Consider the following 21,694-nt stretch of genomic DNA (forward strand, 5'->3'; position numbering starts at 1 on the left):
CAGATAGGCGTCGGCATCGGTCAACCGCACCTGCTTTTGCTGTTCGAGTTGGGCGAGCTTGGCGCCGGCGTCCGCCGAGACGGTGATCGCGATGACACCTTGCGTCGCCTGACCGTAAGGGTCGCTCACGGTATAGCCGATCAGGCCGACGGTTCCGGCGGCAACACCTGATGAGTCATAGGTCAGCGCCGTCAGTGCCGCGGCTGGCATCTTCGCGCCCTGCTCGACCGGCTTGCCGTCGAAGCTGAGCTTGCCGGTCCTGGGAAGCTGGTTGAGGGTGACGAGCAGCGCCGAGCCGGTCTCGTCATGCGGTGGGGCGATCGGCAATCTGGTCGTGGCCGCACCCTCCGGCACGCTCACCTGCTGCATTGATTCGACGCTCGGCGGTGGCGGCGCCGGGATGAAATAGAAGCTGTCCATCAGCGAGGAGTTTTCCCAGGGAACCTGCTTGCCGCCGGTCATGGCGATCACGTCGCGGCGCACATCGGTCAGGACCTGGCGGATTTCCTTGTTGGGCTCGCTGGCGCGCTTGATGAAGGATTCGGAATATGGGCTGAGCGCCCCGGCACCATCGAGCGCCACCTGGCCGGGTTCGGTGGAAAAGGCGATCAGGCTGCCGAGATCGCTGTCGATGCGTGCAAGTCCGCGTGTGGCGCCGACCGGTTCCAGTTTTTCCGCCATCCAGAATTTCTGGGCATTGAAGGGATTGTTGCGGCAGGCGTCGAGGAAGATCAGCTGCACCCGCGAATTCTGCTTGAGATGGTTCAGGATGAGGTCGAGCGGCATGGTCTGCGTCTCGACGTCATAGGGCGTCTCCAGCGTCGCATCGACCGGCACGATGAAATTCTGGCCGCCCACCTGGATGCCGTGGCCCGAATAATAGATGAGGCCGGCCTCGGCATTGCTGGTCGAACGCAGGAAGCGGCGCACCGTATCTTCGAGCCCGATGCGGTCGACGTTGACGCCGATCGTCACGTCGAAACCGGCCGCGCGCAAGGTGTTTGCAACCTCTTCGACATCATTGGCTGGATTGGGCAGCGAGGGCAGCGTCTTATAGACCGAGTTGCCGATGACGAGGGCGACGCGGCGTCCGCTCTCCTCGGTGACGGCTGCATGTACCGTGCCGGTCGATAGCAGCATTGCTGCGATGATCAGCAGATAAGCGCAAAGTCTCTTGACGTAGTGAAACTTGGGCATGGCTCGATCGCAAACATTCTATTGTCTAAGTTCAATAAAATTTGCCGGCCTGCTGGTGCTGGGCCCCCTCCGCATTCACATTTCAAAACTATTCCTCGGCGCTCTAAAAAGCAAGCTTCGCCACCTCCAAGTGAATTGGAGCAGTCCCGTCAGATTGGAAGGCCATCGGCGGCAGGAAAGACTGTCGAGATCAGGAATTCAACATGCGGCCGGCGAAGTTTCCTTAACCTCGAAACGTATAGTTGCTGATCGAGGCCGGTTTCATCTCGATGGAGAAGCCCGGCAGGGTGGGCGGCATGTAGGCGGCGTTCTCGATCCGGCAGGGGTCGAGGAAGTGTTCGTGCAGGTGATCGACATATTCGATGACGCGGCCTTCTTTGGTGCCCGACACCGCGATGTAATCGATCATCGACAGATGCTGCACATATTCGCAAAGGCCGACGCCGCCCGCATGCGGCCAGACCGGCAGGTCGAACTTGGCGGCAATCAGCAGCACGGAGAGGACCTCGTTCAGCCCGCCCATGCGGCAGGAATCGATCTGCACGATGTCGATCGCGCCCTCGGCGATGAACTGCTTGAACATGATGCGGTTCTGGCACATCTCGCCGGTCGCGACCTTCACCGGGCCGATCGCCTGGCGGATCTTGCGGTGGCCGGCGACATCGTCGGGGCTTGTGGGTTCCTCGATGAAGAAGGGCTTGGCGAAGGAAAGCGCCTTCACCCAGTCGATCGCCTGGCTGACGTCCCAGACCTGGTTGGCATCAATCATCAGGTAGCGGTCGGGGCCGATCACCTCGCGGGCGATCCTGAGGCGGCGGATATCGTCTTCCAGGTCGCGGCCGACCTTCATCTTGATGTGGTTGAAGCCGGCATCGATCGCCTCCTGGCAGAGGCGGCGCAATTTCTCGTCTTCGTAACCCAACCAGCCGGCCGAGGTCGTGTAGCAGGCGTAACCTTCCTTTTCGAGGATGGCGATGCGTTCTGCCTTGCCCGCCTCGGCGCGCTTGAGGATCTCGATCGCTTCGTCACGGGTGAGCACGTCGGTGAGATAGCGGTAGTCGACGATATCGGCGATTTCTTCCGGCGACATTTCGGCGACGAGCCGCCAGACGGGCTTGCCGGCCTGTTTGGCGAGCAGATCCCAGACGGCGTTGACGACGGCGCCGGTCGCCAGGTGAATGGCGCCTTTTTCGGGGCCGATCCAGCGCAACTGGCTGTCGCTCGTCAGATGCCGCCAGAAGGCGCCGGGATGGGCGAGAACTTCCGTGAGGTCGGCGCCGACGACGAGGTGGCGCATCGCTTCGATCGCCATGCAGCAAATGTCGTTGCCGCGGCCGATGGTGAAGGTCAGACCGTGGCCGGCAAGATCAGGCGCATCCGTATCGAGAATGACGTAGGCCGCCGAATAATCCGGATCGGGGTTCATCGCATCGGATCCATCCAGGCTTTGCGACGTGGGAAAACGGAGATCGAAGACACGAAGGTCGGTGATGCGGGTCATGGTGTTTCTCCCGATTATATGGGCCGATTATAAAGAGCCGATTGCAGTGGCCGGCGGGCAAGACTGCCGGGCCGGCCGCATCCGCTGAAATCAGATCGTCCAGCCGCCGTCGATGGCGATCGCCTGGCCCGACGTGTAGGTCGCGCCGGCGAGATAGACGGCGAGATCGGCGATCTCTTCCGGCGAACCCAGCCGGCCCATCGGCTGGCGGGCGATGAAGGCGGCGCGCGCTGCGTCGTAATTGCCCTGCGCGCGCATGCGGTCCTGCAGCGACGGGCTTTCCACTGTGCCGGGGCAGATAGCGTTGCAGCGGATGCCTTGGCCGACGTAATCGGCGGCAACGGCTTTGGTGAGCCCGATCACCGCCGCCTTGGTGACGCCGTAGGCGAAGCGGTTCGGCACGCCCTTGATGCTGGAGGCGACGGAGGCCATGTTGATGATCGCTCCGTCCTTGCGCTCGATCATGCCCGGCAGCACGGCCCGGATGGTGCGGATTATCGCCTTGACGTTGAGGTCGAAGGCGAATTCGAGATCGGAATCCGTCATCTCGAGGATCGAGCCGGCATGGACGAAGCCGGCGCAGTTGAACAGCACGTCGACAGCGCCGATCTCGGCGACAAGGGCCTTGACCGCATCCTCTTCGAGCACGTTCAACTGATGGGTGAAAACGCCGGTTTCGGCTGCAAGCGTCGCCAGCGCCTCGGTGTTGATATCAGTCGCGTGAACCTTGGCGCCGATCGCGGCAAAGGCTGCCGCCGTCGCCCGGCCGATGCCCTGACCGGCGGCGGTGATGAGAACGGTCTTGCCGGAAAGTCTGCTTGTCAAATCGGGGGTTGTCATATCACGGGCCTTTTCTGGAATGTCTACGCTGGACGATGGAGTGCGGTTGATGTCTTGGCGAAGCTCGGTCGTGATGGAATGCCTTGTCCATCATCGTCCGCTATTCGCCCTCTTTGCGCGTTTCGACCGGGTTCTGGCAAGATGCGCGCGGCTCTCTGTCTTAAATGGAGGAGTTGCCACTGTTGCAAAGGCAGACCAGCGTCGGATCCTGTCGTCGGCTGCACGCGAACGCTGACTTCGTCGGCTGCAGGGCCGATGACCATCCCCATGCGTTGCATGGTCTTCCTCTCTATCTCCGGCCGTTCTTCCGCAATGATTTGTCTGTTTATAGACAAACAGACGATTGGCCAAGGGTCAAGCGCGAAGTTTTCCTTTTCCGGATGCGGTTCTGCGTATATGCAGAGTGATATTCACAGGGGGAAGGAATGGAGACCGACGAGTCCGACCGCTACCGCGCTCCTGCCCTCGACAAGGGCCTCGATATCCTGGAGCTGCTCGCCGGCGTCGACAGCGGTCTCACCCAGGCCGAAATCGCCAAACGGCTCGACCGCAGCCCCAACGAATTCTACCGCATGCTCGATCGCTTAGTGCGCCGTGGTTACGTCACCCGGCTGGATGGCGACCGCTACTCGCTGACGCTGAAACTCTTCGGCCTTGCGCAGTTGCACGCGCCGGTGCGCCGGCTCGCCTCTTACGCCACGCCGCTGATGCGCGATCTTGCCCAGCGCACGCGTCAGGCCAATCATCTTGCTGTCTTCGACCGGGGTGCTGCCGTCGTCATCGCCCAGCAGGAGGCGCCGGACTATTGGGGTTTTTCGATCCGCATCGGCGCCCATATCAGCCTCTTCGACACCGGGTCGGGGCACGTGCTGCTCGCCTTCCGCAGCGAGGAGGAGCGGGAGATGATGATATCGGAACACGTGCGCAGTCGCGCGGACGTCGAACTCGGGCCAGAATTCTACGATCGTCTCGACCAGATCCGCGAGCGCGGCTACGAGATGATGGCGAGCGCCCAGACTTCAGGCGTCTACAATCTTTCGGCTCCCGTTCTCGGCCCGGACCGCCGCTGCATCGCCGCCCTCACCTGCCCCTTCATCGCGCTCGTCAACGCGCCGTCGGCTCCCGATATCACCCAGGCGATCACGCTGGTGCAGAAGGCGGCGGCCCAGCTTTCGCTGCTGGCCGGCGCCGATGTTGCCACCCCCGCCTGACGGCTGGAATTTCTATTTGAACAATCCATTCACCAGGGATAGTTTTAAGGCACCATTCTGGGAGGAAGAGCGTGTTCATCGACACCCATCTGCATCTCATCGATCGGTCGGCGCTGCCCTATCCCTGGCTCTCGGGCGCGCCTGATCTCGATCATGATTTCCTCTACGAGGCCTATGCGACGGAGGCCCGGCGCTGCGGCATCACCACGGTGCTGCATATGGAGGTCGACGTCGATCCTGCCGCTATACAGGCAGAGACCGATCACGTCGCTAGCCTCGCCAAAAAGGAAGGCAGTCTGATTGCCGGCGCCATCGTTTCCTGCCGGCCGGAAGAGCAAGGCTTCGCCGCCTATCTCGAGCGGCAAAAGGCCGATCCCTTCGTCAAGGGGTTCCGCCGCGTGCTCCATGTCGTGCCCGATGATGTCTCCGAAGGCGCCCTGTTCCGCGAAAACATCAGGCGCATCAGCGGCAGCGGCCTTACCTTCGACCTTTGCACGTTGCCGCATCAGGCGGACCGTGTGACCGCCCTCGTCGATCTTGCGCCTGATGTGCAGTTCGTGCTCGACCATTGCGGCGTGCCGGACATCCGCTCGGATGCCTTTGAGCCCTGGAAGGCCGGTATATCAGAGATTGCCCGGCGGCCGAACGTCGTCTGCAAGGTCTCCGGCGTGGTCGCCTATGCCGATGCCAAGACATGGACGGCGCAAACGCTGCAGCCCTACATCGAACATGTGATCGCAGGTTTCGGCTGGGACCGCGTCGTCTGGGGCAGCGACTGGCCCGTCTGCACGCTCGGTGGCGGCCTCTCTACCTGGGTTGCGGCGACCTACTCCATGCTTTCCGGCGTGAGCGAGACAGAGCGCTCGAAGCTGCTTTTCGCCAATGCACAGCGCCTCTGGTCGCTCTGACGTCACAAAATAAAGCGACCGGTCTCCTGGGCGTGCCATTTCGGCATGTTTTTTGTACCATTCCGGGACAAAAAGGGACCGATTTTCGAGTTTAACTCTATCTACATGCAAGCAATTGCTAGCCTTATTTATCTCGGCTAAAAGTTGTTGACACGGATATGGCGAATAACCCCTTGTCCGCTGCCTTCAGAAGGGAAATGAGATGAAAGAAGAACCGCATTCCGTCGACGTTCACGTCGGAAAGACGATCCGCATCCAGCGTCTATTGAGGAAAGTTTCTCAAACGGAACTGGGCGATCGTGTGGGCGTAACGTTCCAGCAGATCCAGAAATACGAAAAGGGTTCCAACCGCGTTTCCGCCAGTATGCTGGTCGAAATCGCCGGCGCGCTGAAGGTGGATGTCAGGACGTTTTTTGACGACCTGTCGACCCCTGATACGGCCAACGACAACGCCGCCCCGAGCGAGGAATTCGTTATTTCGCGCGAAGGCGTGCTTCTTAATGCGGCGTTCTTTTCGATCAAGAACGAGGCGCTTCGCAAGAAGATCCTGAAGCTCGTCCAGGCGATTGCCAACACCGGACAGTTGGATACCGAAGCGGCCGAATAGGCCGGTTGTCCTTCACGCGCTCCAAACGGACCGAATGAGGGTCAATCAGGATCGATCGGATCAATGGCGATCGATCGAGATCAATAGCAATCGATCGAGATCAATGGCGATCGATCAGGATTAGATTCTCGCTGGCATCCTTCATTGCGATCTTGGCTTTGCTGCCAACCAGCTTTTCGAGATTGACGTCAAGCTCCCTGTCGGGATCTATGCCGTCCCAATCGATGACGACCTGCAGCAGCGCCATGTTCGTCAGGTGCATCAAATTGCGCAGCTGAAGCTTTTCAGCCTCCTCCTTGGCTGCCGACAGCAGCCGGAAGATCCTTGCGTATTCGCTGCCGGTACCTTCGTGGTGTTGTTCAAACATCGTTCCCGCCCTCTTTGGTCGTGGAACCCTACGATTCCATCATTACTGCATCTTCCGCCGCGACCGTTATTCAAGCGTTACAGGAACCGCATTGCGCGTGACTTCGGCGTGCAGGAGTTCCCAGTGCGAGGTCGCGGCAAAGCGCCAGTCACGGTTGACAGGGCGGAATTTGTCCCGGCGCAGCCATTCCAGCACCAGTAACGCGTCGCCGCGCTTGCGCTCGACGCGGTTCCCGCGGATGGCGGCGAGGATGTGGTCGCGGCGCGGCTTGCGGAAATGGCACTCGTCGGCCACCTTCGCATAGGTGCGCTCGGAGAAATGCAGGAAACGGCCGGCCAGCAGCAGCTTCTTGCGTTCGCCGGGCGAGATTTCGCCGTTGGCGTAAAGCGCATCGACGGTCGGTTCGAAATCGACCCAGGGTACGGAAAGCGGCAGCCAGCCGAGCTCCTGCGGCGCATGCACCAGCGCGACGGCCTCATCGTCGAGCAGCCGCCCGGACTCATAATCTTCGAAGATCGAGCCGAGCCCGACCATGCCGAAGGGCGCGCATTCGGCTGCCCGCAACGCGCCCATGCTGGCGCCGCCGGCAACGGCGACATCGTGTTCGAGTGCGTACAGGATTTCCTTGTGCCAGACCGAAGGCAGATCGCCGAAATAGCCGTCGACCAGGCCGATCGCGGTGGCGCCGTCCTGAACGGCTTTCAGGATGTCGCCGGCGGCGGCGGGCGGCCGGAAATCGATGCGGGGAGACATGGCTCTTGCCGCGGCAAGATCGCTGCCAAGGCTTGGGCCGACGAACAGCACCTTCATGATTCGGCTCCTCTCATGGTGTTGACCGCCCGCAGGCCGAGCTGGATGTATTGGCCTGAAATATCGACCTCCAGTCCCGGCACGATCACCCTGACGACCGAGATCGGCAGGGCTCGATGCGAAAACGGCACGACGACGATCTGCTCGATGCCGGTCGCTGCCAGCCGGTCGGCAATATGGCCGATGGTGTCCTGGATCGTCGCCGGGCGGCGATCGCGGGCCTGGAACGAGCGCATCCGGCCGCTGCCCTCGCAGAGTTCGACCACCTGCTGCATCGCCGCACTCCTGTCGAGCCGCTGATAGATGCGCGGCGAGAAATCGTCGCGGCTGCCGGCAATCGCGGTCAGCCGGCTCTGCGCCGCTTCGGTGATGGCGCGCAGCGCGGCGCGCACGGGATCGGGGTGGCAGCCGCAGCCACCGCAGACATGCGACCAGCGCGCGTCGACACGGTCGGAAAGGTTGCCTGGCATGATGACGGCCAGAAAAGCGGGAACGTCGATATCCGTCGTCATGTCGAGCAGCAGCAGTTTCATGCCGGCGCGGGTGATCCGGTCGGTCATGACGTCGATGACCGCATCGCCGAAGGAGGCGGGGTCGATGCGGCTCTCCTTCAGGCGCTCGGGCGATTTCAGCTGGGTCAAGGCCCAGGCGTCGCGCTCCACCAGCTCGCAAAGCCCATGCAGGACTGCTTCGGACGGCGTGTTGCCGGAGGCAAGCCCATCGCTCGACTGCTCGAAGCCCGGCGGCCTGTCGCCGCGATGGTCGAGACCGATGAGCCACCAGGGCACGAAGACGCTACTGCCGGAAAGAATGTCGAGGCCGGAGCACCACGGAATGGGGCTGCTGCCGATTTCGTCGGGCGCGCAGCGTGCGACATTGTCGAGATCGATCATCGCGGCACGCTCCGCCCGCATACTCTCGACCGTCGCCTGCGTCAGGTCGGCGGGGGTAATTTCGGCGATCCGCGTCTCGACCGCCTCCATCGCCGCCGAGGCCATGGCGGCATCGTTGTCGATACCCTTGCCCTGAAAAACCGACAGCGTATGACTGTTCGGCCTCGTTGCGAAGGCGACGGGGATGTTCAGAACGTCGAGCGCGGTCAGCAGACCGACGCGCGTAATGCCGAATTCGCGCAGATGCGGCCTGATGGCTGCGAGGGTCTGAGCCGGCGGGACCGCGCGGTCATGATAATCGCTGACACCGGCCGATGATCGTTTAAGGTCACCGGCAAGCGTTTCAAGGTCGGTGAAAGCGGACATACCGATCTGTACCTTAGCGGAACCTCAGCGCATGCGTCAGGCTCTCGAGCGCATTGGCGGAAACGTTGAGTTCGTCCTGCTTCAGGGCCGCTCTGGCGGCTGCAGAGAAGCGCAGTGACTGTGTCTGAGCTGCAGTGGTGTCAGCATTCGTCTTCATGTTTCATCTCCGATTGGTCAGGCAGCGCCTTGCTGCCGTTAACCATCGGAAAGAAACATTGCCTGCGTCATTTAAGCGTTACAGGCTTCGTTAAAAGGCCGTGCAATCAGGGAAGACCGGCAAGTTGCAGGCCCTGTATCAGCGGTTCCGTATAGGCGGGATCGCGATCGGGGACGAAATGGCGGATGTCCTCACTGCGGAAATCGGGGAAGTTTTCCAGCACCATCCTGGCGTAGTTCCTGGCCTTGCCGGTGTCGCCTGCCATGGCATGCGAGGCGGCGAGCAGGCGGGCCGTCGCCTGCTTCGTCTTCACCGGTTCCAGCGCCTCGATCGCCATTTCATACTCTTCGCGCATGAAGTGGATGCCGCCGAGGTTCCAGTAGTAGTAGTCCGGCGGCAGCGGATTGAGTTTGAAGGCAGCGCGGCTGAGCTCCAGCGCTCGATCGAAATCGCCATCATGGGAAAGCGCATCGGCATAGTCGGCCAGGATGTCGGCATCGTTGGGATTGAGATCCTGGGCTTGCTGAAAATATTCCAGGCTTTCGTCGAAGCGGCGCCGATAAAGCGCCACGAAGCCGAGCTCGCGATAGGCCCGGCCGCTGTTCGGGTCGGACTGCTGCGCCTGCCGGGCAGCACCGTTCGCCTCGTCGAGCAGTTCCTTGTCCCGCATGCCGCGGATCAGCCATTCCATGCCGAGCGCGCGTGACATGCCGGCATGGGCGGCGGAGAAATGTTCATAACGATTGAGCGAGGATTTGAACCATTTGCGCGCCTGGCGCAGATGCTGCAGGTCTGTCTGGGCAATCAGCCGCTTGCCTTCCAGGTAGAGACGGTAGGCGGACGGCGGCGCCTCGCCGATCGGTATCGCGAGTTCGTGGCGCTCGATCGTGTCGGCAAGCGAGGAGACGATCCGCCGCGTCAGATGCGCGAAGGATTCGCTGATCTTCTGCATGACCAGCGGCAGTTCGATGGCCCAGATCACCTCCGAAGTCGTCGTCCGCGTCAGCCGGCAGGTCGCGTAGACATCCTCGTCGCGGCCCTGGATGGTGACGTAGACCGCATAGTCGAAGCTGAGGTCGAGCGGACCGGGCACGGCACGCGACGGATCGATCGAACGGCTGAGGATTTCCAGGCTCGTATGCGCCGCGATCACCTTGAAGCCGCGCTGCTGGCTGAGGCCGATGGTGACGTCTTCGAGAAGGGCCCTGCCGACGCGCTCCATCAGCGGATCGGTGAAGATGCTTTCCGGCGGCAGGATGATGATGCGCGGCTGACCAAGCGGTCCGACGGAAAGGTTAGGCGCCGACTGAGGATGTCCCGACGTCGCCTGTGCTGCCGGCACCAGGTTCAGTTCGCGGGCAAGAGCGGTGGTGCTTTCTTCCGGCTCGGTGTCGAAGTCGTCTTTCAGCTGGCTCTTACACTTCAGATAGGCCTGACGCGCCGCTGCCGGATCGTTCATCCTGACATAGGTGCGCATCAAGGCGCGATAGGCCGTCTCACTGGCAGAGTCGAGTTCCAACAGGCGCCTGGCAAGCATGACCTGATCTTCATCCGATCTGTCTTCCGATGTCTCGACCAACCGGGCGAGATGGGCGGAGCGCAACTCGTCGACACGCTGGCGCTCAAAGGTCAGCCAGTCCTCGGCGCCCTGCGTCGGCGATTTGACGCCTTCGAGCAATTCGCCGTTCAGCAGGTCGCCGTCTTCGGGCGCGAGCGGCCCTTTCTGTTTCAGGATATGAACGTCGACCTCCCAGCGATCGGCAAGGCCGATATGGGTTCGGGTCGCGGCAAGCAGCGGTGGAAGGCCGGCGGGAATGCTCTGTTCGATGCGTGCCAGCAGCTGGCGCAGGCTGCCAGCCCGCTTTTCCGGCAGCTCCGATTGCCAGAGCTGCCGCCTGACGGTTTCGCGGTCGAGTTCGAAATTGGGTTCGGCGGCGAGCATGGCGAGGAGAAAATAAGACTTCTCCGGCAAGGGGAGTTCCTTCCCCGCCGCCAGCAATCTCGGTCTTCCGAGCAGGCATAGCCTGTTCGTCAGCATCTGCCGGATGTCCGTTGCATCTCGGTTCTCACCCCTGAAAGCCAAGGCGCGCAAGCGCACCGGCCAATCAAAAACATGTTAGAGCCATAAGAGCCCGGCGCATAGCGGCTTTGCTTTAAAAAGAAGAATTTTCATCGAATATTTGCATATTCTCGCGCCACACGGGGAGGAAATGCTTCGCCAACACTTTCGACAGGCTGCGGGTTGCCTTCTGTGGCGGCAGGTTATTGGCAGCCCTTCATCGCCGGCTGATGGGTCCGATCGTGATCGCGTTACAGTCCGAGCACCTTGATGGGCTCGATCGAACGCTGGGCAAAGCGGCACCAGTCGTCCCGATTGTCATGCTGGTTCACGTCCGGCAATATCGATGTCGAATTCCTGCAGCCCGGCCCGGAAAAGAGCACTTGGCGCGAGCTGCTGGAGGAGAAGGGTCCCGGCTGCCACCACATCGCCTTCAAGACGAAGAACCTCACTGAGCGAAACCGCTATCTGGAAGACAAGGGCCATCGCCTGCTCCAGCGTGGCGAATTCGATGGCGGCCACGGGCGCTATGCCTATTACGACACGGTGCCCGATCTCGGCGTCATGATCGAACTGCTGGAATTCGACAGCGACAAGGAAGTCCAGCCGAAGCGGGCCTGAGGGGTCACAGCACCTGTGCAATCCTTCTCGGGCTGACCTCCGTTGCGGTCGCGGCCCCGACGAAGTCGAGCCCGATATCCAGCACCGGGGCGCTGTGTGTCAGCCAGCCGACGGAAATGAGGTCGACACCGGAAGTAGCGATTGCGGCAGCCGTTATCGGCGTGACCCGGCCGGATGCCTCGGTGATGGCCCGGCCGGCGACGATGGCGACGGCTTCGCGCAGCTGATCCGGCGTCATATTGTCGAGCAGAACGGCGTCGACGCCGGTCTCCATCGCTTCACGCAGCTGATCGAGGGTGTCCACTTCGACCTCGATCTTCACCATATGGCCGACGCCTGCCCGCGCCCGGCGGATCGCTTCAGTGACCCCACCGGCGATGGCGACATGATTATCCTTGATCAGCACCGCGTCATAAAGCGCGAAACGGTGGTTCATGCCGCCACCGGCCCGCACCGCATATTTCTCCAGCGCCCTCAGCCCCGGCGTCGTCTTGCGCGTGCAGGCAACTGATGCCTTGGTGCCGCGAATGGCGGCGGCGATCCCTGCCGTCACTGTGGCGATGCCAGAGAGGTGACCGAGGAAATTCAGCGCGGTGCGCTCGGCGCTCAGCAGGCCGCGCGACGGGCCTTCGATGGTGGCGATCACGTCGCCAGGCTTGACCGCGTCGCCATCCTGAAGATGGCGGCGCAAGACGATCTCGGGATCGACGAGAGAGAAAGCGAGTTCGGCGGCATCGAGACCGGCGATCACGCCCGGCTGACGCGCCGCCATCACCACCGTCGAACGGTGATCGTGAGGGATGACGGAGGCCGAGGTGATGTCACCGGCAAGACCCAGATCTTCGAGAAGGGCAGCCCGCACCAGCGGCTCGACGATCAGGCGCGGAAGAGGAACAAGGCTCATCTCAGGCACTCCTTGCAAGGGCATAGGGCGGCGTCGCGCGGGCGATCTCCAGCGCTTGGGAAAGGTGCATCTGGCGCCGGTTGGCGTTGGCGAGCTTCAGCGGAAAATCGGTGCGGGCATGGGCGCCGCGCGATTCCATCCGCAGGCTGGCAAAGACGGCGATCAGCAGCGCCACGATAGCCGGATCGGCGGCAGGGCCGTTGCCTTCGGCAAGCGGCAGCAGTGCGGCGATCGCGCCATGAATGGCGCCGGCATTGCGCAGCACGCCGAGATGGCGCGAGACGATCGGCCGCACGAATGACGCATCGGCCGGCGCCGGCAGCCTCTCGAGGAAGATGGTGCCGGCGGCACTTGCGGGGGCGCCTGATATGTCGCGCGCTGCCCGCATACCCATCACCGCCGCCTCCAGCAGTGAATTGCTGGCGAGCCGGTTTGCGCCGTGCAGGCCGGTCGAGGCCGCCTCTCCCGCGACCCAGAGACCGGGAACCGAGCTGCGGCCGTTTGCCTCCGTGGCCACGCCGCCCATGTGATAGTGAACGGCCGGGCGCACCGGAATGAGGTCCTTCGCCGGATCGATGCCGGCCTCGCCGCAAAGGGCGGAAATGGCAGGAAAGCGTGCAGCAAAGCTGCTGCCGAGAGCATCCCGGGCATCGAGAAAGACCCGTCCGCCACGGGCAATTTCCGCGCTGATCGCCCGCGCCACCACGTCGCGCGGTGCAAGTTCGGCGCCTGATATGCGGGCCATGAACCGTTCGCCCCGCTCATTGACGAGCAAAGCCCCCTCCCCGCGCACCGCCTCGCTGATGAGCGCGAGCGGCCTGCGGCGTGAATCGAGTGCGGTCGGATGGAACTGGACGAATTCCATATCGGCGAGCGCGGCACCGGCCCTTGCCGCAAGCGCGATCCCCTGGCCGAAATTGCCCATCGGATTGGTGGTCGCGTCGTAAAGCCCGCCAATGCCGCCGGTGGCGAGCACCACCTTCGATGTCGGCAGAATGGCGGCGCCATTCGCGGTCGCGCAAAGCAGGCCGGCGACCTGCTCGCCGTCCATCAGAATCCGCCGCGCCTCGAAGCCTTCGAGCACTGATATAGCTGGCGTTTTCATCACCGCCTCGATCAGCGCGGCGATGATCGCCGCACCCGAGCCGTCGCCTTCGGCATGGACGATACGGCGGCGATTATGGGCCGCCTCCAGCCCGAGCGAGAGGTCTCCCGCGGTATTACGGTCGAACCGCACACCGGCTTGCTCCAGCGCCGCGATCGCCGCCGGTGCCTCGGCAATGATGCCGGCGGCAATGGCCGGATCGCAGAGCCCGTCACCGGCGGCAAGCGTATCGGCAAGATGCAGCGCCGCACTGTCGTCGGCGCCCATGCTGGCGGCGATGCCGCCCTGCGCCCAGGCGCTCGACGTCTCCGCGCCTAGGGCCGCGCGAGTAACGATCACGGAAGGTTCAGGCGCCAGTGTCAGCGCGGTCATCAATCCCGCGAGCCCGCTGCCGACGATCACGGTGCGTCCTGATAGCTGCTCGAGAATTTCGGTCATATCGCCAGCATCCTCTCGACGGCGCGGCGCGCGGCCACCGCAATTGCAGGATCGATGGTGACCTCGTGGCGGTTTTCCTCGAGTGCCGCGCGGATATTGGCCAGCGTGATCCGCTTCATATGCGGGCAGAGATTGCAGGGGCGAATGAATTCGACATCGGGATGGTGCACAGCGACATTGTCGCTCATCGAGCATTCGGTAAGTAGCACGACGCGCGCCGGTTTCTGCCTGCCGACATAATCCGACATGACAGCGGTGGAGCCGGCGAAATCGGCTTCGGCCACCACCTCGGGCGGGCATTCAGGATGGGCGAGCACGGTTACGCCGGGATGGTTTTCGCGCAGCTGGCGCACGTCCTCGGCGGTGAAGAGTTCGTGCACCTCGCAATGGCCATGCCAGGCGATGATCTCGACATCAGTCTCGCGGGCGACATTGCGCGCCAGATATTCGTCCGGGATCATCAGCACCTTCGGCACGCCGAGCGACTCGACCACCTGCTTGGCATTGCCCGAGGTGCAGCAGATATCGGAGGCAGCCTTCACCGCGGCCGAGGTATTGACATAGGTGACGATGGGCACGCCGGGGTGGGCCTGGCGCAGCAGGGCGATATCCTCGGGCGTGATCGAATCCGCCAGCGAACAGCCGGCGCCGAGATCCGGAATCAGCACGGTTTTCCCGGGGTTCAGCAGCTTGGCGGTCTCGGCCATGAAATGCACGCCGGCAAGCACGATGACATCGGCATCGACCTCGATCGCCTTGCGGGCGAGCGCCAAGCTGTCGCCGACAATATCGGCCACGCCGTGGAAGATCTCCGGTGTCTGATAGTTGTGCGCGAGAATGACGGCGTTGCGGCGGCGCTTGAGTTCGAGGATCGCGTCGACGTCGTTTTCGAACGTCATCCATTCGGCTTTGGGAATGACACGGCTGACGCGCTCGTAGAGCGAGGATGCGGAAACAGGGTAATTCATGACCGGCTCCTAATTATGCTCTCTTTGAGCATATCATAGGCAAAGAGATATTCTCACGGTGAGCATATGTCAATTGCGGGAGAGCGGTAATTTCGTTCCTGCCAGCGCCCGTTCTTCGAGCACGGTGTGGCGAAAGCGGAAAAGCTTGGCCGGCCGGCCGCCGGTTTCGCTTTCGGTGCCGCCGGTTTCCTCGACCAGTTCCTGCTGTTCGATGAGGCGGCGGAAATTCTGCTTGTGCAGCGTCAGCCCCGCCAAGGCTTCGATGGTGCGCTGGAGCCTCAACAGGGTAAAACTCTCCGGCATCAGCTCGAAGACGACGGGGCGGTATTTGATCTTGGCGCGCAGCCGGGCGATTCCGGTCGCGAGAATACGGCGATGATCGGCAAACATTGCCCGGCCGAGATTGGCCTCCGCCCCGCATCCGGCTTCCGAGACGAGCCGTGCTTCGTAAAGCAGTTCGTAGCGCTGCAGGGCTAGATCCTCGTTCCAGCCGCCGCCGTCGAGGCCGAAGGTGAAATCCGCCCGGCGATGGCGATGGTCACGCCTTGCCGGATCGGCATCGGCCCAGTTCCTCAGGCGCGCCATGATCTCGTCAAGCACGGCTGGCCGGCCCTGTCGATGGTCTTCCCAGGGGAAATATTCGTACCAGCCGTGCCATCCCGGCCGGCCGGCGCCCGACTGCTCGTTGACGAGGCCGAGATAGCTGATCGAGATCGTCCGTCCGCCTGGGATGTCGTTGTTCCGGTCGCGGTCGGCGAAGGTATAGAGCTGTTCGAGATAGCCGACGGGATGTTCTGTCTGCTCCTGCACCCATTCGCGCAGGCCCGATTGCAGGGTGCGATGCCCCATTTCGAAAGGGCCTGACGGCAGCGCGTTGCCGGAGCGGATGGTCATCACGCGCGGCTCGTCTCCCGTCACCGCGACGAGCACCGCAATCAATTCCGCATGCGCAAAGCCGATCGTCACGGGGGACCGAATACTCCGTTCCGAATGAATCGAACGGATAATTCCTGACACAGGCCGGGACGGAAGCCAATGGAGAGGAAGCGCCTTTGCGGCGCTTCCCACATCATCGAGGCAATAGAACGCGTTTGCCCTCAGCTATTGCCCGTGTCGCTTTTCAGCCGCTGCAGGAAGATTTCCAGTTCCGCGACGTCGATACCGACGAGATGGCGCTTTTCCGGATAGGCGCCGGTCCTGACATCTTCGGCAAATTCCGTAAAGGCGGCGATGCGCTCGCGCTGCAGCCGATCGTGTTCGGCGGCAAAGTCGCGATAGATCTTGGCGTGACGGGGATAGTGGTCGCGATTGGCGCCGAGCACGTCGTCGGCGAAGAGATACTGAGCGTCGCAGCCGCTGCCTGCTCCCATGGAGATCATCAGCATCGAGGTGTTGCTGCTGATCGCGGCAGCCACATCTCCCGGCACGACTTCGATTTCGGCGGCGAAGGCGCCGGCCTCTTCCAGCGCCTTGGTTTGCCGCCAGATTTCGGCCGCACTCGCCGCCGTCTTGCCGACGGCGCGAAAGCCGCCCGTCCAGGTCGCCTTCGAAGGGATCAGACCGAGATGGCCACAGACCGGGATGCCTTCATCGCGCATGCGGCGGATCGTCTGCAGACTTGCGGCGCAATAGACCGCGTCGCCGCCCGCCTTTAGCGCCGCGAAGGCCGCACGCAGATAGTCCTCGGCCGAGACATGATCGCCATATTCGAGCCCCGGAATGGCAAAGGGAGTGGGGGCGATCTCACGAAAGACCGGCCCTAGCAGCGAGGGCGGCACGGAGACGATGTCAATCCCCGCTTTTTCGGCGGCGTCCGCCTCCTCCAGCGAGGTGACGCGCAGCATTGTGAGCTGGCGCTTGCCTTTTTCCGAAAGCAGATCGGCGACGGTTGCGCGTTTATGTTTCTTCATCATCAATTCCTTTGAAAATATCGGAGAGCTCAGGCGGCCAGCAGGGATTTCAGCTTGATGTCGCTGGCTGCGAGTGCCGCCGGGTTCGGATGGGCGCGCGCTGCGATCAGCATTTCGGCGAGCCTGATGTCGCGCGCCACCGCATTGCCCGGCCCGATGCCGCTTGCGGCGATTAATCGTCCGTCGGCGTCGAGATGGAAGAGAATGAAGGCGCCTGCACCGAGTTCACGGCGCTGATGCGTGGCAGCGCCTTCGGCGAGGCCTGATATCTGCAGCGTCAAGTCGTATTGGTCCGACCAGAACCATGGCACTGATGAAACGGCTTGGTTGAGGCCGAGCATGTTGGCCGCGGCCAATGTGCCCTGCTCCTGGGCATTTCGCCAGGATTCGAGCCGCACCTGCCGGCCGCCATAGATCGGCAGCGGAAAGGAGCAGCAGTCGCCGGCCGCAAAGACATCAGCTGCGGAGGTCTGGAGATAGGTGTCGACGGCAATGCCATTGTCGATTGCGAGGCCTGCCCTTTCGGCGATCTCGATATTCGGCCGTGCACCGATGCCGACGAGGACGAGATCGGATTCGATCACCTCGCCGGTCGGCAATCGGATTAGGGCTTTTCCGTTTTCCGTAGTCAGCGCCTCGATGGAGACGCCGCAGCGGACATTGACGCCCTCGGCTCGGTGGCGCTCGGTGAGCAGATGGGCGATCTCCTCCGGCACGCCACGCTTCAGCACGCGTTCCAGCCCCTCGATGACGGTGACGTCGGCGCCACGCAGCCGCGCCGTTGCCGCAAGTTCCAGTCCGATGAACCCGCCGCCGATAATGGCGATATGCTGTCCGGGCTTCATTGCTTCGCGCAGCACCGCCGCATCGTGATGTGTCCTCAGCGCGCGAATATGCGGGCTGCCCTGCGGCGCGCCGGGGAACGACCGCGCGGCGGCACCCGTCGCAAGCAGAAGCTTGTCGTAGGAAAGCACGGTACCGTCCGAAAGCGTGACGGTCCTGGATGCGGTGTCGAGATCCCTTGCCTCGAGGCCGGTCAGCAGCCGGATGCCGTTTTCGATATATTTTTCCGCCGCGGCGATGAATTTCGGATCGCTTGCATCGGTGGAGCCGGCCTTCGAAAGCGGCGGCCGTTCATAGGGCGGAAGCGGCTCGGCGCCAACCAGCGTTATCTCGCCGGCAAAGCCCTTTTCCCGCAAGGCGAAGGCGGCGCGCGCACCGCATTCGCCCGCTCCCAGGATGACGTAGTGAGCCATGCCGGCCTCCCTCAGAGCGAGATGAAGACGGCGCCGTCTTCGATCTTGACAGGATAGGTCTTGAGATTGACGCAGACCGGCGCGCCCTTGGCTTCGCCCGTCTTGTAGTTGAAGCGGCCATTATGCTTTGGACATTCGATGATCTCATCCATGACAAGCCCGTCGGCGAGGTGGATATGTTCATGTGTGCAGAGCCCGTCGGTCGCGAAGAATTCGTCGTCCGGGCTGCGATAGACCGCGAAGGTGCGCCCGTCGTGATCGAAGCGGATGACATCCTCCTCGTCGATCTCATCCTTGTCGCAGACCTGGATCCAATTTCCGCTCATCTTGTCCTCCCTCGATTGTCTTTATTGCGCGGCCGGAGCCAGCTCGTTGTGGAATTCCTCGCGATAGGGCCGCGCGGTGGCCGGCAGTTCGCGCTTCAGGAAATAATCCTCGTTGCGCAACTGGCGCAGGAAGGCCGGGATCATCTCGCGATAGCCGGACCAGATCGACGGGTTCGGCGCCGGCAGGTCGTGCTTGATCATCGCGTGCAGCTTGGGCAGCGCGTGGTAGGGCACCATCGGAAACATGTGATGTTCGACGTGGTAGTTCATGTTCCAGTAGATGAAGCGGCTGATGGGGTTCATATAGACCGTGCGGCTGTTCAGCCGATGGTCGGTCACATTGTCGGCAAGGCCGCCATGCTGCAGCAGACCGGTCAGCACATGGTGCCAGGCGCCATAGAGGCGCGGCAGGCCGATCAGGATCAGCGGCAGGATCGAACCCATGGCGATCGCGGCTGCGATCGTGGCCAGATAGATCGCCAGCCAGATGCGGGCGATGCGGATTGCCTTCGGTTGCTCCATCTCCGGAATGAAAGTCTTTTCCGCCGCGCTGACGCCGCCGAAGGCATTGCGCAGCATGTCGACGATCGCATGCCAGGCGTCGAGGATACCGAAGAAATTAAGCACCAGCCGGAAGAGATCAGGCGGCCGCATCACGGCGATCTCGGGATCGCGGCCGACGATCACCGTATCGGTGTGATGGCGGGCATGGCTCCAGCGCCAGGTCACCGGATTGCGCATGATCATGAAGCAGGCAATCTGATAGACGACATCGTTCATCCAGCGCGTCTTGAAGGCGGTGCCATGGCCGCATTCGTGCCAGCGGCTATCGGAGGCCGAGCCGTAGAGCACGCCATAGGCGAGGAAGAAGGGCAGCGCGATCCACGAGCCCCAGAAATAAGTGCCGAGCCCGGCAAGGACCACCATGCTGCCGAGCCAGATGATCGTGTCGCGGATCGGCGGCGCATCGGAGCGCTGCATCAACGCCTTCATCTCCTTGCGCGCAATGTCGGTGTGATACCATTCGGCTGCCGCCAGCCCCGTCTCGACGGCGGTGCGGCCGCTTTCGCCGAGCAGGTCGTAGTCGCGCTTCTTTGTCTGGGTCGCCATTTCCGCCTCCCGTTGCCCTTGCCCCGGGAGAATAGGTTGACTTTGGAAAGCGCTCAATGCAGGCTTGATATAATCTATCAAAAGCCATCACGAATGACTTGCATTCGTGATTGAATCCATCAGGAACGCCGATGCGCCGTCCCACCATCTCCGATCTCGCCCGCGCCTCCGGCGTTAGTGTTGCCACCGTTGACCGCGTTCTCAACGCTCGCCACCGCGTACGCGAGGAAACGGCGAGACGGGTCTATGATGCGGCGCAGTCGATCGGCTATCACGCTGTCGGGCTGATCAAGCAGCGCGTCTTCGAAGATCTGCCGCAATACAAGCTCGCCTTCCTGCTGCAGAAGCCGATGCAGCCCTTCTATCAGAGCTTCGTGCGTGAGATCGAAACCGCAGCGCGCGCGCTGACGACGGCGCGCATCCAGACGCAGATCGACTTTCCGTCAGCCGCGACGCCGGCTGCGATCGTCGAAAAGATCAAGACGCTCGGCGCCCGCAACCAAGCCGTTGCTCTCGTCGGTCCGGATTATCCGGCGGTGACGACCGCGGTCGAGGAATTGAAGGAGCGCGGTATTCCCGTCTTCTCGCTGCTCTCAGATCTCGCAACGGGCGTGCGCGACGCCTATGTCGGCGTCAACAACCGCAAGGTCGGGCGCACCGCCGCCTGGACGATTGCGCGCACGGCAGGCAGGCCCGGTAAGGTCGCCTGTTTCGTCGGCAGCCACCGCTTTCACGGCCATGAGCTCAGAGAAATCGGCTTCCGCTCCTATTTTCGCGAGAATGCGCCGGAGTTCGATGTCGTCGACACGCTGATCAATCTCGAGACCGCCGAGATCACTCATGAGGCGACGTTGACGCTGCTACAGAAACATCCCGATCTCGTTGGCCTCTATGTCTGCGGCGGCGGCATGGAAGGGGCGATCTCGGCATTCCGCGAAGAAGGCGTCGGCGGCAAGATCGTTCTCGTGGTCAACGAGCTGACGCCCGACAGCAAAGCCGGCCTTGCCGACGATATCGTCGCCATGGCGATCGGAACCCCGCTGCCCGCCCTCTGCAAGGAGTTGATGGTGCTGATGACGGGGGCCATCGAAAACGGCGAAACGGCTGTTCCCGGGCAGCTCTTCCTGCCTTTCGATATCCATATTTCTGAGAACATCTAAGCATTGATGGAATTCCATCATTCCGTTCGAAATTCTCTCAGCGATGAAAGCGGGCGCCGGCGATGACGGATGGATTGCAACGCGAATTCCGATAGAGATTCGCGGGACCCATTCACGAGGACCGCTCCGCCCTGTCGCGGAGATGAGGAGGAGATAGCAGTCATGACTTCGATCCGTTTTGCGCTCAACCATATGGCAGCACCATCGCTTGCCATCGATGATTTTTTCGCGCTGGCCCGATCGCTCGGCATCGATGCCGTCGAGATCCGCAACGACCTTTCCGGCAATGCCATTCTCGACGGCACCAAACCCGAAACGATCAGGCAAGCGGCTGCCCGCCACGGCGTGACGATCATCTCGATCAACGCCCTGCAGCGTTTCAACGAGTGGAACGCGACCCGGGCCGCCGAAGCGCAGGAGCTGATCGATTATGCCAGCGCGTCCGGCGCCAAGGCGCTCGTCCTCGTTCCGAAGAATGACGGCACCGGCTGCGCCGATGGCGAACGGCAGGCCAATCTGCGCCAGTCTCTGATTGCGCTGAAGCCGATGCTCGAGGAAGCAGGCATTATCGGTCTCGTCGAGCCGCTCGGTTTCGAGATCTGCTCGCTGCGCTCCAAGACCGAGGCGGCCGAGGCCATCGAGGAACTCGGCGCGCAGTCGACCTTCAGGCTGGTCCACGATACCTTCCACCATCACCTTGCCGGCGAAGCCGCGACCTTTCCGCAACTGACCGGCCTTGTGCACATCTCCGGCGTCGACGACCCGGCTGTTTCCGTTGCCGATATGCGCGATTCCCACCGTGTCCTGGTCAATGCCGACGACCTGCTCGACAATGCCGGGCAGGTCAGGGCCCTGTTGCAGGCGGGCTATAACGGCTCGTTGTCCTTCGAGCCCTTCGCGGCGGAGGTGCATGCGCTAAAGGATCCGGCCGGCGCGCTGCGCGCCAGCATGGAGTATCTCAGCGCACGGGTCTAAAAGCC

Annotated in this window: 22 protein-coding genes; 6 read left to right on the plus strand and 16 right to left on the minus strand. The window is 62.4% G+C overall.

Going from position 1 to position 21,694, the window contains the following annotated elements; translation table 11 throughout:
- The 3 genes from FY112_RS14695 to FY112_RS14705 all read right to left on the minus strand — a co-directional run.
- Window positions 1-1,197 (minus strand): caspase domain-containing protein (locus FY112_RS14695; RefSeq protein ID WP_181018220.1); only part of this gene is annotated, 1,197 nt, incomplete at its 3' end.
- Between the two features lie 223 nt (window positions 1,198-1,420).
- A complete protein-coding gene (locus FY112_RS14700) occupies window positions 1,421-2,698 on the minus strand; it encodes an L-fuconate dehydratase (RefSeq protein WP_151518674.1) in 1,278 nt (425 codons plus the stop codon).
- Window positions 2,699-2,788: 90 nt separating this feature from the next.
- Complete coding sequence (locus FY112_RS14705) at window positions 2,789-3,523, minus strand: SDR family oxidoreductase (RefSeq protein WP_151518676.1); 735 nt, start codon at window positions 3,521-3,523, stop codon at window positions 2,789-2,791.
- Between the two features lie 440 nt (window positions 3,524-3,963).
- Between FY112_RS14705 and FY112_RS14715 the strand changes: the two genes are divergently transcribed.
- The 3 genes from FY112_RS14715 (at window position 3,964) to FY112_RS14725 (ending at window position 6,264) form a co-directional block, all read left to right on the plus strand.
- The gene (locus tag FY112_RS14715) at window positions 3,964-4,749 is read left to right on the plus strand and encodes an IclR family transcriptional regulator (RefSeq protein WP_151518678.1); all 786 of its coding nucleotides are present in this window, start codon (window positions 3,964-3,966) and stop codon (window positions 4,747-4,749) included.
- Window positions 4,750-4,820: 71 nt separating this feature from the next.
- Window positions 4,821-5,657: an amidohydrolase gene (locus tag FY112_RS14720; RefSeq protein WP_151518680.1), complete on the plus strand. Its 837-nt coding sequence runs from the start codon at window positions 4,821-4,823 to the stop codon at window positions 5,655-5,657.
- A gap of 202 nt (window positions 5,658-5,859) precedes the next feature.
- Window positions 5,860-6,264, plus strand: coding sequence for a helix-turn-helix transcriptional regulator (locus FY112_RS14725; protein ID WP_025397650.1), 405 nt, complete (start codon window positions 5,860-5,862; stop codon window positions 6,262-6,264).
- 100 nt (window positions 6,265-6,364) lie between these two features.
- On the opposite strand, the gene FY112_RS14730 is transcribed toward FY112_RS14725, so the two are convergent.
- From FY112_RS14730 to FY112_RS14745, 5 genes are all read right to left on the minus strand, one after another.
- Window positions 6,365-6,631, minus strand: a complete 267-nt coding sequence (locus FY112_RS14730) for a hypothetical protein (RefSeq protein WP_003548229.1) — start codon at window positions 6,629-6,631, stop codon at window positions 6,365-6,367.
- A gap of 66 nt (window positions 6,632-6,697) precedes the next feature.
- Window positions 6,698-7,441 (minus strand): TfuA-like protein, encoded by a 744-nt coding sequence (locus FY112_RS14735; protein WP_151518681.1) that lies wholly within the window; start codon window positions 7,439-7,441, stop codon window positions 6,698-6,700.
- Entirely contained in the window at window positions 7,438-8,700 is a 1,263-nt protein-coding gene (locus FY112_RS14740; protein WP_151518682.1) for a YcaO-like family protein, read from the minus strand. Before FY112_RS14740 ends, FY112_RS14735 begins: the two co-directional genes overlap by 4 nt.
- A gap of 13 nt (window positions 8,701-8,713) precedes the next feature.
- Complete coding sequence (locus tag FY112_RS36745) at window positions 8,714-8,857, minus strand: hypothetical protein (protein WP_165504093.1); 144 nt, start codon at window positions 8,855-8,857, stop codon at window positions 8,714-8,716.
- Window positions 8,858-8,963: 106 nt separating this feature from the next.
- Window positions 8,964-10,955 (minus strand): BTAD domain-containing putative transcriptional regulator, encoded by a 1,992-nt coding sequence (locus FY112_RS14745; protein WP_172426374.1) that lies wholly within the window; start codon window positions 10,953-10,955, stop codon window positions 8,964-8,966.
- A 231-nt stretch (window positions 10,956-11,186) separates the two neighbouring features.
- On the opposite strand from FY112_RS14745, the gene FY112_RS14750 reads away from it, so the two are divergent.
- On the plus strand, window positions 11,187-11,537 hold the full coding sequence (locus FY112_RS14750) for a VOC family protein (RefSeq protein WP_246700677.1): 351 nt from the start codon (window positions 11,187-11,189) through the stop codon (window positions 11,535-11,537).
- Between the two features lie 4 nt (window positions 11,538-11,541).
- Here FY112_RS14750 and nadC read toward each other — a convergent pair whose 3' ends face one another.
- The 8 genes from nadC to FY112_RS14790 form a co-directional block, all read right to left on the minus strand.
- Window positions 11,542-12,465 carry a carboxylating nicotinate-nucleotide diphosphorylase gene (gene nadC, locus FY112_RS14755; protein ID WP_181018221.1) on the minus strand — a complete coding sequence of 308 codons (924 nt, stop codon included), beginning with the start codon at window positions 12,463-12,465 and terminating at the stop codon, window positions 11,542-11,544.
- The gene (locus FY112_RS14760) at window positions 12,443-13,984 is read right to left on the minus strand and encodes an L-aspartate oxidase (RefSeq protein ID WP_151518686.1); all 1,542 of its coding nucleotides are present in this window, start codon (window positions 13,982-13,984) and stop codon (window positions 12,443-12,445) included. The genes nadC and FY112_RS14760 overlap by 23 nt, the downstream gene beginning before the upstream one ends.
- Window positions 13,981-14,952, minus strand: coding sequence for a quinolinate synthase NadA (gene nadA, locus FY112_RS14765; RefSeq protein WP_151518687.1), 972 nt, complete (start codon window positions 14,950-14,952; stop codon window positions 13,981-13,983). The genes FY112_RS14760 and nadA overlap by 4 nt, the downstream gene beginning before the upstream one ends.
- A 69-nt stretch (window positions 14,953-15,021) precedes the next feature.
- Window positions 15,022-16,020 (minus strand): hypothetical protein, encoded by a 999-nt coding sequence (locus FY112_RS14770; protein WP_017957759.1) that lies wholly within the window; start codon window positions 16,018-16,020, stop codon window positions 15,022-15,024.
- Window positions 16,021-16,049: 29 nt separating this feature from the next.
- Window positions 16,050-16,865 (minus strand): 3-methyl-2-oxobutanoate hydroxymethyltransferase, encoded by an 816-nt coding sequence (locus tag FY112_RS14775; RefSeq protein ID WP_181018222.1) that lies wholly within the window; start codon window positions 16,863-16,865, stop codon window positions 16,050-16,052.
- 26 nt (window positions 16,866-16,891) lie between these two features.
- Window positions 16,892-18,118: an FAD-dependent oxidoreductase gene (locus FY112_RS14780; RefSeq protein WP_151518688.1), complete on the minus strand. Its 1,227-nt coding sequence runs from the start codon at window positions 18,116-18,118 to the stop codon at window positions 16,892-16,894.
- A gap of 11 nt (window positions 18,119-18,129) precedes the next feature.
- A complete protein-coding gene (locus FY112_RS14785) occupies window positions 18,130-18,444 on the minus strand; it encodes a MocE family 2Fe-2S type ferredoxin (protein WP_003548266.1) in 315 nt (104 codons plus the stop codon).
- A 21-nt stretch (window positions 18,445-18,465) separates the two neighbouring features.
- Complete coding sequence (locus FY112_RS14790) at window positions 18,466-19,554, minus strand: fatty acid desaturase family protein (protein WP_151518690.1); 1,089 nt, start codon at window positions 19,552-19,554, stop codon at window positions 18,466-18,468.
- 131 nt (window positions 19,555-19,685) lie between these two features.
- On the opposite strand from FY112_RS14790, the gene FY112_RS14795 reads away from it, so the two are divergent.
- Together FY112_RS14795 and FY112_RS14800 are read left to right on the plus strand one after the other, a co-directional pair.
- Window positions 19,686-20,714: a LacI family DNA-binding transcriptional regulator gene (locus FY112_RS14795; RefSeq protein ID WP_151518692.1), complete on the plus strand. Its 1,029-nt coding sequence runs from the start codon at window positions 19,686-19,688 to the stop codon at window positions 20,712-20,714.
- A gap of 162 nt (window positions 20,715-20,876) precedes the next feature.
- Window positions 20,877-21,689 carry a TIM barrel protein gene (locus FY112_RS14800; RefSeq protein WP_151518694.1) on the plus strand — a complete coding sequence of 271 codons (813 nt, stop codon included), beginning with the start codon at window positions 20,877-20,879 and terminating at the stop codon, window positions 21,687-21,689.
- The last annotated feature ends 5 nt before the right edge of the window (window positions 21,690-21,694 follow it).

This window comes from Rhizobium sp. PEPV16, from assembly GCF_008919455.1.
Lineage (GTDB): Bacteria > Pseudomonadota > Alphaproteobacteria > Rhizobiales > Rhizobiaceae > Rhizobium > Rhizobium leguminosarum_Q.

What these genes read in the sequence shown, in the direction of transcription:
- FY112_RS14795 (WP_151518692.1), top strand. Translation starts at nt 19,686, where the DNA reads ATGCGCCGTCCCACCATCTCCGATCTCGCCCGCGCCTCCGGCGTTAGT.
- FY112_RS14715 (WP_151518678.1), top strand. Translation starts at nt 3,964, where the DNA reads ATGGAGACCGACGAGTCCGACCGCTACCGCGCTCCTGCCCTCGACAAG.
- FY112_RS36745 (WP_165504093.1), bottom strand. Translation starts at nt 8,857, where the DNA reads ATGAAGACGAATGCTGACACCACTGCAGCTCAGACACAGTCACTGCGC.
- FY112_RS14735 (WP_151518681.1), bottom strand. Translation starts at nt 7,441, where the DNA reads ATGAAGGTGCTGTTCGTCGGCCCAAGCCTTGGCAGCGATCTTGCCGCG.
- FY112_RS14780 (WP_151518688.1), bottom strand. Translation starts at nt 18,118, where the DNA reads ATGGCTCACTACGTCATCCTGGGAGCGGGCGAATGCGGTGCGCGCGCC.
- FY112_RS14725 (WP_025397650.1), top strand. Translation starts at nt 5,860, where the DNA reads ATGAAAGAAGAACCGCATTCCGTCGACGTTCACGTCGGAAAGACGATC.
- FY112_RS14800 (WP_151518694.1), top strand. Translation starts at nt 20,877, where the DNA reads ATGACTTCGATCCGTTTTGCGCTCAACCATATGGCAGCACCATCGCTT.
- nadA (WP_151518687.1), bottom strand. Translation starts at nt 14,952, where the DNA reads ATGAATTACCCTGTTTCCGCATCCTCGCTCTACGAGCGCGTCAGCCGT.
- FY112_RS14760 (WP_151518686.1), bottom strand. Translation starts at nt 13,984, where the DNA reads ATGACCGAAATTCTCGAGCAGCTATCAGGACGCACCGTGATCGTCGGC.
- FY112_RS14785 (WP_003548266.1), bottom strand. Translation starts at nt 18,444, where the DNA reads ATGAGCGGAAATTGGATCCAGGTCTGCGACAAGGATGAGATCGACGAG.
- FY112_RS14790 (WP_151518690.1), bottom strand. Translation starts at nt 19,554, where the DNA reads ATGGCGACCCAGACAAAGAAGCGCGACTACGACCTGCTCGGCGAAAGC.
- FY112_RS14750 (WP_246700677.1), top strand. Translation starts at nt 11,187, where the DNA reads ATGGGCTCGATCGAACGCTGGGCAAAGCGGCACCAGTCGTCCCGATTG.
- FY112_RS14740 (WP_151518682.1), bottom strand. Translation starts at nt 8,700, where the DNA reads ATGTCCGCTTTCACCGACCTTGAAACGCTTGCCGGTGACCTTAAACGA.
- FY112_RS14775 (WP_181018222.1), bottom strand. Translation starts at nt 16,865, where the DNA reads ATGATGAAGAAACATAAACGCGCAACCGTCGCCGATCTGCTTTCGGAA.
- nadC (WP_181018221.1), bottom strand. Translation starts at nt 12,465, where the DNA reads ATGCCCTTGCAAGGAGTGCCTGAGATGAGCCTTGTTCCTCTTCCGCGC.
- FY112_RS14730 (WP_003548229.1), bottom strand. Translation starts at nt 6,631, where the DNA reads ATGTTTGAACAACACCACGAAGGTACCGGCAGCGAATACGCAAGGATC.
- FY112_RS14700 (WP_151518674.1), bottom strand. Translation starts at nt 2,698, where the DNA reads ATGACCCGCATCACCGACCTTCGTGTCTTCGATCTCCGTTTTCCCACG.